The sequence below is a fragment of the Pseudomonas sp. TE3899 genome (assembly GCF_056279105.1).
This window is the reverse complement of record NZ_JBWBQR010000001.1, coordinates 27,722-41,033: the sequence shown is the minus strand read 5'-3', so window position 1 is coordinate 41,033 and position 13,312 is coordinate 27,722. Positions and strand designations below refer to the sequence as shown.

Here is a 13,312-nt window from a genome sequence, read left to right as displayed (position 1 = left end):
CTGACTCAGTTCTGCGCCTTCAACGCCTCCAGCTTCGCCATCACCCCCGCCGCCGTCTGTTCACCCATCAACTGCTCCCGCACCTTGCCCTTGTTATCGATGATGTACGTCACCGGTAACGCTTCACTGCGTGGCAAATCGAAAAGCTCCGCCGGGTCCTGGGCCAGCACGGTGAACTTGATCCCCAGTTTTTCACTGGCGCTTTTCAGCTCTTCGCCCTGCACATTGTCGAAGTTGACCCCGAACACACCGATCTTCTTGCCCTTGAGTTCCTCGGCCAAGGCATTCAACTGTGGAATCTCGGTTCGGCACGGGCCGCACCACTCCGCCCAGTAATTGAGCACCAGCCATTGTTTATCGAGGCGCCCCGCCGCGACTTTGTGACCGTCCTGGTCAATGCCATAGTCGTTACCGCAGCCCCCCAGCATCAGCGCCCCGATGATCGCCAATGCCGCTGCCAATCGCCTAGTCATGTCGTGATCCTTGTTCAAAATTGAATGCACCTGCGACCCATCGCCTCTCGAGGTTCTGGATTGCGCGCTGCACAGTTAGAATAGCCGCCACCTTACGCAAGATGCGACCCGCACATGACCGATCTGACGCTTTATCACAACCCGCGCTGCTCGAAATCCCGCGGTGCGCTCGAACTCCTTGAGGCCCGTGGCCTGGCCCCGACCGTGGTGCGCTACCTCGAAACCCCGCTGGACGCCGCGCAACTCACGGGCCTGCTGAAAAAACTCGGCATCACCGCCCGGCAACTGCTGCGCACCGGCGAGGACGAGTACAAGACCCTCAACCTGGCCGACGCCAGCCTGAGCGAGGCGCAATTGATCGCCGCCATCGCCGCGCACCCGAAACTCATGGAACGACCGATCCTGGAGGTCGGCGACAAAGCGGTCATCGGCCGTCCGCCGGAGCAAATCCTGGAGCTGTTGCCGTGAGCGCGCCGTACATTCTGGTCCTGTATTACAGCCGCAGCGGCTCAACCAATGAAATGGCCCGGCAGATTGCCCGTGGCGTCGAGCAGTCGGGCATGGAAGCGCGCTTGCGCACCGTGCCGCCGATTTCCACCGAGTGCGAAGCGGTGTCGCCGGACATTCCGGACGAAGGCGCGCTGTACGCCAGCCTCGACGACCTGAAGAACTGCGCCGGCCTGGCCCTTGGCAGCCCGACTCGCTTCGGCAACATGGCGGCGCCGCTCAAGTACTTCCTCGACGGCACCAGTAACCTGTGGCTGACCGGCGCCCTCGTCGGCAAACCGGCGGGTGTGTTCACGTCCACCGCAAGCCTGCATGGCGGCCAGGAAACCACACTGTTGTCGATGATGTTGCCGTTGCTGCACCACGGCATGCTGATCACCGGCCTGCCCTACAGCGAATCGGCGCTGCTGGAAACCCGTGGCGGCGGCACGCCCTACGGCGCCAGCCATCACGCCGGGGCCGACGGTAAACAGGGTTTGAATGAGCATGAAGTCGCGCTGTGCCGAGCCCTGGGCCTGCGCCTGGGCAAGACCGCGCAGAAACTGGAGGGCTGACATGGCCAAGAAGCCGAAGATACTGCCCTCGATCGCATGGCTCGAACCGCGAGTCCGGGCGATGCGCGCGGTCAGCCTGCTGTGTTATTTCGGCCTGGTGGGGTTGCTCTGCGCTTACTACCTGCTGATCGCCGATCTGCATGGCGCGCGGCCGTGGGTGATTCTGCTGATCGAACTGGTGCCGCTGCTGTTGCTGGCGCCGGGGATGATTGTCGGCAGCGCCCGCGGGCATTCGTGGATGTGTTTTGTGGTGAATTTGTATTTCATCAAGGGCGCATTGGCCGCGTATGACCCCAACCGCCAACTGTTCGGGTTGCTGGAAATGGGCGCGAGCCTGGCGGTGTTTTGCTCGGCGTTGTTGTATGTGCGGTGGCGGTTTCAGTTGAATCGCAAGTTGGCGGGGGAAGGCGAGATTTCGGTTGCCTGACTGCCTACAGTGATCGTTCCCACGCTCTGCGTGGGAATGCATCAAATGACGCTCCGCGTCACAGGGACGCAGAGCGTCCCGGGCGGCATTCCCACGCGGAGCGTGGGAACGATCGTTAGCGTCAATGATTCACGGTGTACGCCAACATCATCGAAATCTGGCTCATCGCCCGCCCGCCACTTTGTTCATGCCACTGGTTGAACACGTCCTGCACCAACGCCAGGTCCCGCTGGCTGGTCGGCACCTTGTCGACGATCTTCTGCGCATTCAACCCCGCGACCACGTCATAGCTGGGCACAAACGTATCCTTGCCGACCATGCGCAGGAAGCGCGGCGCCGACAGCCCGCCCAGTTGATGACCGCGCTTTTTCAGGAAGGTCCACAAGCCGACGATATCGGTCACCGGCCACTCGGCGATCAGCTCACCGAAGCTGCCCTTTTCATGGGCCACGTCGAGGATGAATTGCGCATTGCGCGGCACGCTCTTGAGTTTGCCCAGGTGGCGGATGATCCGCGCGTCCTGCATCAGGCGCTCCAGGTGTTCGGCGCTCATCAGCACGACTTTTTCCGGGTCGAACTTGAAGAACACTTCCTCGAAGGCCGGCCACTTGGCGTCCACCAGGCTGTGCTTGAGCCCGGCGCGAAAGACCCGCAGGGCCATGGTCGAGAGATAACGGTCGTCGCTGATCTTGCGCAATTGCGCCGGGGTCTTGGGAACCGGCAGATGGGCTTCCAGTTCAGCCGCCGAACCGAAACGGTTCAGACAGTACTCGTGCAGCCACTTGTAATCGCGCATGCCCTCTCCTGAGGATTGAAACGAAAAACCTGTGGGGGCGCGCGAGCTGTGGCGAGGGGGCTTGCCCCCGTTTGAGTGCGTAGCACTCACAAAATCTCCAGCATGCCGACGATTTTGGGGCCGCTTCGCAGCCCAACGGGGGCAAGCCCCCTCGCCACAGGGCCCGCTCCCGAACAATGTTGTTTAGAGGTTGACTACGTTGACGAACCGCGAGGCGGCGGTTTCGTCGATGCGCAGGTTGGTGAAGTCGAACAGGTTGCGGTCCGCCAGTTGCGACGGCTGCACATTTTGCAGGCTGCGGAAAATGCTTTCGGTGCGGCCCGGGGTCTTGCGCTCCCACTCTTGCAACATGTCCTTGACCACCTGGCGTTGCAGGTTTTCCTGGGAGCCGCAGAGGTTGCACGGGATGATCGGGAATTGCTTGAAATCCGCATAGGCCTGGATGTCTTTTTCGTTGCAGTAGGCCAGCGGACGGATCACCACGTTGCGCCCGTCGTCAGACCGCAGCTTCGGCGGCATGGCCTTGAGCGAGCCGTTAAAGAACATGTTGAGGAAGAACGTTTCGACGATGTCATCGCGGTGGTGACCGAGGGCCATCTTCGTGGCGCCGATTTCGTCGGCGAAGGTGTACAGCGTGCCGCGACGCAGACGCGAGCACAGCGAGCACGTGGTTTTGCCTTCCGGGATCAGTTCCTTGACCACTGAATAGGTGTCTTTCTCGACGATGTGGTACTCGACGCCCAACGCTTTCAAATACGCCGGCAGTACGTGCTCGGGGAAACCGGGCTGCTTCTGGTCCATGTTCACGGCCACGATCTCGAACCGGATCGGGGCGACCTTCTGAAAGTGCATCAGCACGTCGAGCAGGGTGTAACTGTCCTTGCCACCGGACAGGCAGACCATGACCTTGTCGCCGTCTTCAATCATGTTGAAATCGGCAACAGCCTCACCGGCCTGGCGGCGAAGGCGCTTTTGCAGTTTGTTCTGGTTGACCGTAAGAGTGCCCATGACGCGAAATCCGTGAGGTGTGACGAAAGGCCGGCATTTTACGCAAATCGCCGATAGATCAAAAGATCGCCCCTGTAGGCGTTGCCGAAGGCTGCGATCTTTTGATCTTTGGCCATTTCAGTGTTGACCGAAGAACAAGATCAAAAGATCGCAGCCTGCGGCAGTTCCTACAAGTCGTAACCGCGATTAACCCCGGGGTTTACAGCGCGATTTGCTCTAACGCCCTGCAACCTGCGCCGGTAACTCCTTTCTATACTGCGACATAAGGTCGCACACATATTCAGACCTTTACTTACTTGGCCACTTTGGCCCGTAGGCGCTCCGCTGGGGGGCGATGGCAATAACAAGAGGAGTGACTGGCATGATCCATCACGTAGTGGGGCTCTTCACCCACCCCGACCAGGAATGGAAAGAAATTCGTGGCGACCAAGAGGAAAGCATCAGCCACATGTACCTCACTCACACGCTGATTCTCGCGGCGATCCCCGCCGTGTCGGCTTTTATCGGCACTACACAAGTTGGCTGGGTCATCGGTAGCCGGGCACCGGTGATGCTCACGACAGAAAGTGCGCTATGGATGACGATCATGTCGTACGTGGCGATGCTCGGCGGCGTGGCGGTCATGGGCGCGTTCGTGCACTGGATGGCCCGGACCTACGACGCCAACCCGAGCCTGGCCCGTTGCGTTGCGTTTGCCACTTACACCGCGACACCGCTGTTCGTGGGCGGGTTGGCGGCGCTGTATCCACACATGTGGCTGGGGATGGTCGTGGGCACGGCCGCCATCTGCTACACGGTGTACCTGCTGTACGTGGGTTTGCCGACCTTTATGAACATTCCATCGGACGAGGGATTCCTGTTTTCAAGCTCGGTGCTGGCTGTCGGCCTGGTGGTGCTGGTGGCCATCATGGCGTTTACCGTTATTGTCTGGGGACTCGGCGTGGGGCCGGTCTATACGAACTAGCTTTTGCCTATAAAACGATCTGCCAATACAGGCCGCCGCAAGGCGGCCTTCTAATGAGCGGGGCACGACCATTCGGCGCCTCACTGATTCGCAAGTCCCGAGGGTTGCGGCATACTCGACGTCTCTGGAGATCCATCAAGCATGCCCGAGCAACTCAATACCCGCGTCGAAGACTGTTTCCAACAAGCCGAATCCTTTTTCAAACGACCTTTCAAACGCCCCGTGGTGAGCCTCAAGCTGCGCGGGCAAAAAGCCGGTGTCGCGCACCTGCACGAGAACCTGCTGCGCTTCAACCCGCAGCTGTACCGGGAAAACACCGAAGACTTCCTCAAGCAGACCGTCGCCCACGAAGTCGCGCACCTGATCGCCCATCAACTGTTCGGCGACCGCATCCAGCCCCACGGCGAAGAATGGCAACTGATCATGCGCGGCGTGTACGAACTGCCGCCCAACCGCTGCCACACCTACGACGTCAAACGCCGCAGCGTGACCCGCTACATCTACAAATGCCCATGCCCCGACAGCGATTTCCCGTTTTCGGCGCAGCGCCATGGTTTGGTGCGGCAGGGGCGACGGTATTTGTGCCGGCGATGCCGCAGTACGTTGGTGTTCAGTGGGGAGATGCGGGTCGAGTAACCGCATGATCGTTCCCACGCTCCCGCGTTGGAATGCCGCCATGGACGCTCTGCGTCCACTGTGACGCGGAGCGTCACGGGATGCATTCCCACGCGGAGCGTGGGAACGATCAATCAGCTCACGACTTTCGCCGCGCGCAATTGCTCGATCCGCTGCGCGCTAAACCCCAATTCCCCCAACACCTGATCCGTATGCGCCCCCACCGCCGCACCGATATGCCGTGGTTCAGGCAACCCCTCGGAAAACTTCAACGGACAGGCCATCTGTGCCTGAGTCGATCCATCCCCCCGAGGCACCTCAGTCACCACACCCCGCGCCTGCAACTGCGGATGCCGTACCGCCTCGGCCACGCTCAATACCGGTTCGACACACGCATCGACCCCGGCGAACAGCGCGCACAACTCGGCAAAGTCATGCTTCTCGAATTCCATCTTCAACTCGTTTTTGAGCGCCTGTTGCTGCTCGGGCTGGGGCGACAAACCCTGGGCCGCCAGTTCCGGCCGGCCCAGTGCCGCGCACAGTTGCTGCATGAAGGGCGGCTCCAGGCTGCCCACCGATAACCAGCGGCCGTCGCGGGAGCGGTAATAGTCGTAGAAACTGCCACCATTGAGCATCTGCTCTTCGCGCCCCGGCTCCACGCCGCAAGCCAGATAGCCAGCGCCGAAGCGCCGGCCATGGCGTGCAGGCTGAAGGCGCAGTCGGTCATGCTCACGTCCAGATGCTGGCCCAGCCCTGTCGTCTGCCGGGCGATCACCGCCGCCAGCAAGCCGATCACCCCATGCAGCGAGCCACCGGCAATGTCTGCCGCCTGAATCCCCAACGGTAGCGGGCCGCTGTCGGCGCGGCCGGTGTAGCTCGCCAGCCCCGCCAGCGCCAGGTAGTTGATGTCGTGCCCGGCGCGATCCTTGTAGGGGCCGGTCTGGCCGTAGCCGGTGATCGAGACGTAAATCAGCTTCGGATTGATCGCCTTCAAGGCTTCATAGCCCAGACCCAGGCGCTCCATCACGCCGGGACGAAACTGTTCCAGCACGATGTCGTAAACCGCCAGCAACTGCTTGATCACCTCCAGCGCCTCGGGCTGCTTGAGGTCCAGGGCCAGGCTGCGCTTGTTGCGGTTCAGATAAGCATGGCTGGCGGAGACGCCCTGATCGTGGGGCGGCAGCACCCCGCAGCAGGTCCAGGCGGGTCGGCGATTCGATGCGCAGCACCTCGGCGCCCATGTCCGCCAGCAACAACGAGGCGAACGGCCCCGGCAGCAGTGTCGAGAAATCCAGAACCTTGAGTGATGCCAATGGACCGAGCATGGGTGATCTCCTTGAGCGATGCCTCCAGACTAGGCAGCCAAAGCCATTGCGGCAATCACCCGATGTGCCAGCAACGGTGACGGTTACGCTCAAACCCCGGGCATGAAAAAACCCGCCGAAGCGGGTTTTTCCTTGCAGCGAGGCTTACTTGACGTTGCTTGGGGTTGGGCCTTCGGCCACACCCAGGTCGTCTTCTGCGCGTTCGTCGGAGATGCCGCGACCGCCAGAAGCCAGCTCGGCGTGCATCACGTCGGTGTCCAGCTCCTTGACCCACTTGGCCACAACCAGGGTGGCAACCGCGTTACCCACCAGGTTAGTCAGGGCGCGGGCTTCGGACATGAAGCGGTCGATGCCGAGGATCAGCGCCAGACCGGCAACCGGCAAGTGGCCAACCGCCGACAGGGTGGCGGCCAGGACGATGAAGCCCGAACCGGTCACGCCAGCCGCGCCTTTGGAGGACAGCAGCAACACCACCAGCAGGGTGATCTGGTGCGTGATGTCCATGTGGGTGTCGGTCGCCTGAGCGATGAACACGGCCGCCATGGTCAGGTAGATCGCCGTACCGTCGAGGTTGAACGAGTAACCGGTCGGAATCACCAGGCCCACGACAGATTTCTTCGCGCCCAGACGCTCCATTTTGATCAGCATGCGTGGCAGTACCGATTCCGAAGAAGAAGTACCCAGCACGATCAGCAGTTCTTCACGGATGTAGCGAATCACTTTCAGCACGCTGAAGCCGTGGGCGCGAGCGATACCGCCCAGCACTACCAGCACGAACAGCAGGCACGTGATGTAGAAGCACGCCATCAACTGACCCAGTTGCACCAGCGAACCCACACCGTAGGCACCGATGGTGAAGGCCATGGCACCGAAGGCACCGACTGGCGCGAGCTTCATGATCATGTTGATGATGTTGAACATCACGTGGGCAAAACGATCGATGAAGTCCAGGATCGGCTTGCCGTAGGCACCCAGGCGATGCAGGGCGAAACCGAAGATCACCGAGAACATCAGCACTTGCAGGATATCGCCGGTGGCGAAGGCGCCGAAGATGGTGTTCGGGATCACGTTCAGCAGGAAGCCAACGACGCTTTGATCAGCACCGGCGGCGACGTATTGCGCGACTTTGGAGGCATCCAGCGTGGTCACGTCGATGTGCATGCCGGCACCCGGCTGGACGATGTTGACCACCACCAGACCGACCAGCAATGCGATGGTCGAAACGATTTCGAAGTAGAGCAGCGCGTAGCCGCCGGTCTTGCCCACCGATTTCATGCTCTGCATGCCAGCGATACCGCTGACGACGGTGCAGAAGATGATCGGGGCGATGATCATTTTGATCAGTTTGATGAACCCGTCACCCAGCGGCTTGAGGGCCACACCGGTCTGCGGATAGAAGTGACCGATCAGAATGCCGATGATGATGGCAACGATCACCTGGAAATACAGGGATTTGTACAGTGGCTGACGAGTCGTCATTGCAAAGTTCCTCAAGAGTGCCCCGTGACAACATCCATCTGTTGCCCAAGACACTTCATTTGCGAACCCTCCTGCACTGGAGGGATTTGTTTTGTCGAGCTGCGCAACGGCAAGCATCTGCCGGTTGTATCGCAAAGCCCGTGCCACCTTCGCCAAAATCCCTGCAAGCCTTTTGACATCAAGGGCTGCCGGGTTTTCTTCGTCACCAGTCAGTTACAGCAATGTGGCGGATTCCCGCCATTCCTACAAACCTCGTCCTACAATTTGGCGGATATCCGCCTTGTTCCTCGGCAAGCCCTGCCGCTACCATCGGCCGCTTAATGGACGGACCTGCCCTGCTATGCGCGAACGCACCATCGCCAGTCATTTCGCCCGTGCCGCCCTCGGCGGTGCACGCCGACGCGGCCTGGATTATTCTGGCCTGTTGTTACAACTGGGGATCAGCCCCGAGTTGCTCGACGAGCCGCGGGCACGCCTCGCGCCGGAGCAGTTCACCCGGCTTATCCAGAGCCTGTGGCAGGCGCTGGACGACGAATACCTGGGATTCGGGCCCGCACCGAGCAAACCCGGCAGTTTCGCCATGATGTGCCATGCCTTGATCCACTGCCGCAACCTCGATAAAGCACTGCAGCGCGGCTTATTGTTTTATAGCCTATTCCCGGAGGCTCCGCGCCTGACCCTGAGCCGCGAAGACGACATGATCCGCCTGAGCCTCGACGATTCGCAGGTGTGGGACCCGGACCACTTCCTCACGGAAAGCCTGCTGGTGATCTGGCATCGCCTGGGCAGTTGGCTGATTGGCCAGCGCATTCGCCTGGAGCAAGCGACGTTCAGCTACCCGAAACCCGAACATGGGGCCGAATACGATTTGCTGTTTCCCTGCCATTTGGAGTTCTCAACGCAGCAAAGCAGCCTGGTGTTTCACAGCCGCTACCTGAACATGCCGCTGTTGCAGGACGAACGAACCCTCAAGCATTTCCTCGAACGCTCCCCCGCCGACCTGCTGTCGCGCCCGGACGACGGCGACAGTTTGAGCAGCCAGTTGCGCCGCTTGCTCAGCCGCGACAGTTCACGCTGGCCGGACCTGGAAGCCGTCGCCGCGCACCTGCACATCAGCCCGCAGACCTTGCGCCGGCACTTGCGGGAAGAGGGCAGCAGTTTTCAGGAATTGAAGGATCAACTGCGCCGGGACATCGCGATTTATCACCTGGGGCGGGCGGATTTGTCGTTGCAACAGATTGCCGAGCAATTGGGGTTTTCCGAGCCTTCGGCGTTTCATCGGGCGTTCAAGAAGTGGACCGGGTTAACGCCGGGGGCTTATCGCGCCCAAGAGAATTGAGCACACGCCGATCGTTCCCACGCTCTGCGTGGGAATGCAGCCCGGGACGCTCTGCGTCCCAAAGAGCCGAATGCGGAGCGTCCGTTGAGGCATTCCCACGGGTCGCGTGGGAACGATCATTACATCACCGGGAAATGAATCCGGAACGCCGCCCCGCCCAACGCCGAATCCCCGAGGGTCAACTGGGCGCTGTAGCTCTCGATGATGTCCTTGACCACCGCCAACCCGATCCCCTGCCCCGGATGCTGGCGATCCAGGCGTTCGCCCCGTTGCAGGATCCGCGCGCGCTGGTCCGGCGGTACGCCCGGTCCGTCGTCTTCCACGCACAATTCAATCCCGCTCAACGTCTCGCGCACGCTAATGCGCACTTCGCCGAGGCACAGGCGGTAGGCGTTTTCCAGCAAGTTGCCCATCATTTCCAGCAAGGCACCCTGCTCGATCGGCACGTAACACTGTTCCGGCAAATCGAAAGCCACCCGCACGCGCTTGTCGCGGTAAACCTTGTCCAGCGTATCGCACAGGCTTTGCAGCACCGGGCGCAGGCGCACTTGATGGCGCACCAGGCCGCTTTTGCGCAGGCTGGCGCGTTGCAATTGGTAGCTGATCTGCTGGCTCATGCGTTCAATCTGCGATTGCAGGACCCAGGCCTGATCACGGTCCGCCGGGCGCTGGGCCATGTCCTCGCTGACGCTTTGCAACACGGTCAACGGGGTTTTCAGGCTGTGGGCCAGGTCGTCGAGGGAATCGCGATAACGGCTGCGTTGCTCGCGCTCACTGTGCAACAAGCGGTTGAGGGAGCCGGTCAGGCGCAGCAGTTCCCGGGGGTGTTCTTCGCTGAGGCTTTGGCGGGTGCCACTTTCGATTTCGTCCAGCTCCTGGCTCAAGCGACGCAACGCCTGCAAGCCCCAGGTCAGTCCGATCCAGAGCAACGCCAGCAGCACCAGCAATGCGGCGCCGAAGCCGAGGTAGAGGTTTTCCCGCAGGCCTTCAACGGTAACTTCGTACTCGCGCACCGGTTGCAGGGCGACGATGCTGAACGCCGCGCTTTTACCGCCGAGCAACTTGACCTCGACGTCGTAGACGAAGAATTCCTGGCCGTTGGCTTCACGGATCCGCGCAAATTCGTTGCCGCGCCCGTCATAGCGCGGCTTGTAGTTGATGTTCTCTTCCTGGGTGGCCTTCGAGCGCCAGACCAGATGCCCTTCGCGGTCGTAGATGTAGCCGAGCAAGCGGCTGTCGGTGAGGTTGAAACGCTCATCGGGCAACTGCAACGGCATCTGCAAGCGGTTGTTTTCCACCCGGGCGGCGGAGATCAACGTGGTGACGTCCGAGGCCAGGCGTTGCTCGATGGAATCCTGCAACGCCAGGCTGAACGCGCCCTGCATCGCCGGCAACAACGCCAGCATGAACAACACCGCCAACAGTGTGGCGGCGAGCATCAGGCGGACGCGAAGGGAACGAATCAAGTGCAGCGCTCATTGAACAGGTAGCCGAGGCCACGCACGGTATCGATCGGCTTGAACCCGGACGGGCCTTCGAGTTTGCGGCGCAAGCGGCCAACCAGCACTTCGATCACATTCGGATCGCGCTCGTCGTCGTCCGGGTAGAGCTGTTCCATCAAGCGGTCCTTGGCCACCACTTGCTGGTGATGGCGCATCAGGTATTCCAGGATCCGGTACTCGTAAGCGGTCAGCGCCAGCGGCTGTTCGTCGAGGGACGCCTGCTTGCGATTGAGGTCCAGCAGCAAGGGCCCGGCAACGATGGTCGACTGGGTGAAACCGCTGGAGCGACGCAACAAGGCATTGAGCCGGGCGTCCAGCTCTTCGAACTGGAACGGCTTGACCACGTAGTCGTCGGCCCCGGCGGCCAGGCCTTCAACCTTGTCCTGCCAGTTGCCACGGGCGGTGAGGATCAGGATCGGAAAGGTCTTGCCCCGGGAACGCAGCTGACGGATCAGGTCCAGTCCGCCCATGCCCGGCAGGCCGAGGTCGATCACCGCCAGGTCATGGTTGAACTGTTCGGTCTGGTACAACGCCTCTTCGGCATTGGCCACGGACTCGACCACGTGGCCGCTATCCGTCAGGCGGGTTTGCAGGTGATGGCGCAACAGCGCTTCATCTTCGACGACCAGCAGTTTCATAACGCTCTCCCGGGCAAAACAACCTCTCCAGAGGCACGCGCACATGCCTCAATGGTCAACATGGCAACGCCGGATCACCCGTTTTGGGTGACCCGGCGCAGGTCTGTCACGAACCGCTTATTAGAAAGCGTAGTTGGCAGACAGGTACGTCTGGGCGCTGCTGTTCAAGGCCAGCGACCCTTGTTTGCTACCACCGCGTTCGCTCATTTCGGTGCTGGCATTGGAGCGCAGGTAACGGTAACCCAGCTCGACCGAGGTGTTCTGGGAAACTTGCTGCAACACACCGACCTGGCCACCGAGGGCGTAGCCGATGTCGCTGTCGCGGCTGAAGCCCGGGGACTCCTGGGTCATCTTGGTGATACCGGCGGTGGCGCCGCCAAACAGTTGGGTGCTGCCGCCTACCGGGTAGAACAGATCGTAGCTGCCCAGCAGATTTTCCTGGCGCAGTTTAATGCCATTGTGCGAGCCCGACACGTTGTCGTACGTGGCGTAGTAACGGCCCTGGCTGTTTTGCTGGCCCAGACGCACACCCCAGGTGGTGTCTTTGCCGATCACGCCATCGGCGTTCGGGCTGTTGAGGTTGTCGTTCAGAGCGTGGGATTTATTGACCTTATCGCTGGTCTGGCCGAGGGTCAGGCCGGCGAAGTTGCCGTCGGTGGCGTTGGCCGCCGCACTGGCGCCAAAAACAGTGAAAGCCAGCAGCAGTTTTTTCAATCCAGTCATAGGAAATTTCCTTATGCGTTATCGCTTTTTGGGTACGGGGCAAGGTTACTCACCCGGCCCTGAACTCCCCCTGAACGCACTCTGAACCTGAGCTGAATCAAATCGACTAGGCTGTTTTGATCACTGTCTTAATAGGAGATCCGACCATGCGCATGTTTCTTGCCCTCGTCTTGCTGGCCTTGAGCGGGTTGACCCAGGCGGCGATCAAGACCGAAGAAATCCCGTACCAGAGCACCGACGGCACGAAAATGATTGGCTACTACGCCTATGACGACGCCATCAAAGGCCCGCGCCCAGGCGTGGTGGTGGTGCATGAGTTCTGGGGCCTCAACGATTACGCCAAGCGCCGGGCCCGGGATCTGGCCGGGTTGGGTTACAGCGCACTGGCCATCGATATGTATGGCGGCGGCAAGAACACCGAGCATCCGAAGGACGCCATGGCCTTCATGCAAGAGGCGCTGAAGGACAGCGCGGTGGCCAGCGCCCGCTTCCAGGCCGGGCTCGATTTGTTGAAAAAAAAGCCCCAGACCGACCCGAACAAACTCGCGGCCATCGGTTATTGCTTCGGTGGTGGCGTGGTATTGAATGCTGCGCGTCAGGGTCTGCCGTTGAAAGGTGTGGTGAGTTTCCACGGCGCACTGGCGACCAATACGCCGGCAACACCGGGCAGCGTGAAGGCGAAGATTCTGGTTGAGCATGGTGCCAAGGACAGCATGATCACTGCGGACAACGTGGCGGCGTTCAAGGCTGAGATGGACAAGGCTGGGGCTGACTACAAATTCGTCAGTCTGGCGCAGGCCAAGCATGGGTTCACCAATCCGGATGCGGACCGGTTGAGCCATGGCGATCACGGGGGGCCGGATATTGGCTACAACAAAGCGGCGGATGAGAGTTCGTGGGCGGACATGAAAGCCTTCTTCAAGAAAATATTTGGTTAATCAGGTAGACCGAGTCACGGCCTT

The 13,312-nt window shown here is 60.8% G+C and carries 14 protein-coding genes and 1 pseudogene; 7 read left to right on the top strand and 8 right to left on the bottom strand.

The genetic code is table 11. From position 1 onward, the window contains the following. Window positions 1-5: 5 nt before the first annotated feature. Entirely contained in the window at window positions 6-473 is a 468-nt protein-coding gene (locus ACZ89E_RS00200; protein WP_149662097.1) for a TlpA family protein disulfide reductase, read from the bottom strand. Window positions 474-587: 114 nt separating this feature from the next. Between ACZ89E_RS00200 and arsC the strand changes: the two genes are divergently transcribed. From arsC to ACZ89E_RS00185, 3 genes are read left to right on the top strand one after another with little or no spacing between them, the layout of a single operon-like run. After that, entirely contained in the window at window positions 588-941 is a 354-nt protein-coding gene (arsC, locus tag ACZ89E_RS00195) for an arsenate reductase (glutaredoxin) (protein ID WP_149662096.1), read from the top strand. Further along, window positions 938-1,534 carry an NAD(P)H:quinone oxidoreductase gene (gene wrbA, locus ACZ89E_RS00190; RefSeq protein ID WP_133840441.1) on the top strand — a complete coding sequence of 199 codons (597 nt, stop codon included), beginning with the start codon at window positions 938-940 and terminating at the stop codon, window positions 1,532-1,534. The genes arsC and wrbA overlap by 4 nt, the downstream gene beginning before the upstream one ends. A gap of 1 nt (window position 1,535) precedes the next feature. Further along, window positions 1,536-1,961 carry a DUF2069 domain-containing protein gene (locus ACZ89E_RS00185; protein WP_149662095.1) on the top strand — a complete coding sequence of 142 codons (426 nt, stop codon included), beginning with the start codon at window positions 1,536-1,538 and terminating at the stop codon, window positions 1,959-1,961. A gap of 121 nt (window positions 1,962-2,082) precedes the next feature. Here ACZ89E_RS00185 and ACZ89E_RS00180 read toward each other — a convergent pair whose 3' ends face one another. Beyond that, window positions 2,083-2,757 carry a DNA-3-methyladenine glycosylase I gene (locus ACZ89E_RS00180; RefSeq protein WP_123407098.1) on the bottom strand — a complete coding sequence of 225 codons (675 nt, stop codon included), beginning with the start codon at window positions 2,755-2,757 and terminating at the stop codon, window positions 2,083-2,085. Between the two features lie 183 nt (window positions 2,758-2,940). Then, a complete protein-coding gene (gene ttcA / locus ACZ89E_RS00175; RefSeq protein ID WP_463258208.1) occupies window positions 2,941-3,765 on the bottom strand; it encodes a tRNA 2-thiocytidine(32) synthetase TtcA in 825 nt (274 codons plus the stop codon). Window positions 3,766-4,126: 361 nt separating this feature from the next. Between ttcA and ACZ89E_RS00170 the strand changes: the two genes are divergently transcribed. Continuing rightward, complete coding sequence (locus ACZ89E_RS00170) at window positions 4,127-4,729, top strand: Yip1 family protein (RefSeq protein ID WP_133840438.1); 603 nt, start codon at window positions 4,127-4,129, stop codon at window positions 4,727-4,729. Window positions 4,730-4,870: 141 nt separating this feature from the next. Then, window positions 4,871-5,365 (top strand): SprT family zinc-dependent metalloprotease, encoded by a 495-nt coding sequence (locus ACZ89E_RS00165; RefSeq protein WP_008074985.1) that lies wholly within the window; start codon window positions 4,871-4,873, stop codon window positions 5,363-5,365. Window positions 5,366-5,478: 113 nt separating this feature from the next. Here the strand turns inward: ACZ89E_RS00165 and ACZ89E_RS00160 are convergent. Then, a pseudogene (locus ACZ89E_RS00160) lies at window positions 5,479-6,669 on the bottom strand (CaiB/BaiF CoA transferase family protein). Window positions 6,670-6,813: 144 nt separating this feature from the next. Beyond that, window positions 6,814-8,148: a dicarboxylate/amino acid:cation symporter gene (locus ACZ89E_RS00155; protein ID WP_476254607.1), complete on the bottom strand. Its 1,335-nt coding sequence runs from the start codon at window positions 8,146-8,148 to the stop codon at window positions 6,814-6,816. Between the two features lie 340 nt (window positions 8,149-8,488). On the opposite strand from ACZ89E_RS00155, the gene ACZ89E_RS00150 reads away from it, so the two are divergent. Continuing rightward, window positions 8,489-9,487: an AraC family transcriptional regulator gene (locus ACZ89E_RS00150; RefSeq protein WP_149662091.1), complete on the top strand. Its 999-nt coding sequence runs from the start codon at window positions 8,489-8,491 to the stop codon at window positions 9,485-9,487. A gap of 119 nt (window positions 9,488-9,606) precedes the next feature. On the opposite strand, the gene ACZ89E_RS00145 is transcribed toward ACZ89E_RS00150, so the two are convergent. The 3 genes from ACZ89E_RS00145 to ACZ89E_RS00135 all read right to left on the bottom strand — a co-directional run bounded on the left by ACZ89E_RS00145 (window position 9,607) and on the right by ACZ89E_RS00135 (window position 12,350). Next, on the bottom strand, window positions 9,607-10,953 hold the full coding sequence (locus ACZ89E_RS00145; RefSeq protein ID WP_476254606.1) for an ATP-binding protein: 1,347 nt from the start codon (window positions 10,951-10,953) through the stop codon (window positions 9,607-9,609). Then, window positions 10,950-11,627: a response regulator gene (locus ACZ89E_RS00140; RefSeq protein ID WP_033055248.1), complete on the bottom strand. Its 678-nt coding sequence runs from the start codon at window positions 11,625-11,627 to the stop codon at window positions 10,950-10,952. The genes ACZ89E_RS00145 and ACZ89E_RS00140 overlap by 4 nt, the downstream gene beginning before the upstream one ends. A 120-nt stretch (window positions 11,628-11,747) precedes the next feature. Further along, a complete protein-coding gene (locus tag ACZ89E_RS00135) occupies window positions 11,748-12,350 on the bottom strand; it encodes an outer membrane beta-barrel protein (RefSeq protein ID WP_149662089.1) in 603 nt (200 codons plus the stop codon). Between the two features lie 146 nt (window positions 12,351-12,496). On the opposite strand from ACZ89E_RS00135, the gene ACZ89E_RS00130 reads away from it, so the two are divergent. Then, the gene (locus ACZ89E_RS00130; protein ID WP_476254605.1) at window positions 12,497-13,288 is read left to right on the top strand and encodes a dienelactone hydrolase family protein; all 792 of its coding nucleotides are present in this window, start codon (window positions 12,497-12,499) and stop codon (window positions 13,286-13,288) included. Window positions 13,289-13,312: the final 24 nt, after the last annotated feature.

Bases quoted from the DNA above. Each gene is read 5' to 3' on its own strand.
- ACZ89E_RS00200 (WP_149662097.1), bottom strand. From the start codon at position 473: ATGACTAGGCGATTGGCAGCGGCATTGGCGATCATCGGGGCGCTGATG.
- arsC (WP_149662096.1), top strand. From the start codon at position 588: ATGACCGATCTGACGCTTTATCACAACCCGCGCTGCTCGAAATCCCGC.
- ACZ89E_RS00185 (WP_149662095.1), top strand. From the start codon at position 1,536: ATGGCCAAGAAGCCGAAGATACTGCCCTCGATCGCATGGCTCGAACCG.
- ACZ89E_RS00180 (WP_123407098.1), bottom strand. From the start codon at position 2,757: ATGCGCGATTACAAGTGGCTGCACGAGTACTGTCTGAACCGTTTCGGT.
- ttcA (WP_463258208.1), bottom strand. From the start codon at position 3,765: ATGGGCACTCTTACGGTCAACCAGAACAAACTGCAAAAGCGCCTTCGC.
- ACZ89E_RS00170 (WP_133840438.1), top strand. From the start codon at position 4,127: ATGATCCATCACGTAGTGGGGCTCTTCACCCACCCCGACCAGGAATGG.
- ACZ89E_RS00165 (WP_008074985.1), top strand. From the start codon at position 4,871: ATGCCCGAGCAACTCAATACCCGCGTCGAAGACTGTTTCCAACAAGCC.
- ACZ89E_RS00155 (WP_476254607.1), bottom strand. From the start codon at position 8,148: ATGACGACTCGTCAGCCACTGTACAAATCCCTGTATTTCCAGGTGATC.
- ACZ89E_RS00150 (WP_149662091.1), top strand. From the start codon at position 8,489: ATGCGCGAACGCACCATCGCCAGTCATTTCGCCCGTGCCGCCCTCGGC.
- ACZ89E_RS00140 (WP_033055248.1), bottom strand. From the start codon at position 11,627: ATGAAACTGCTGGTCGTCGAAGATGAAGCGCTGTTGCGCCATCACCTG.
- ACZ89E_RS00135 (WP_149662089.1), bottom strand. From the start codon at position 12,350: ATGACTGGATTGAAAAAACTGCTGCTGGCTTTCACTGTTTTTGGCGCC.
- ACZ89E_RS00130 (WP_476254605.1), top strand. From the start codon at position 12,497: ATGCGCATGTTTCTTGCCCTCGTCTTGCTGGCCTTGAGCGGGTTGACC.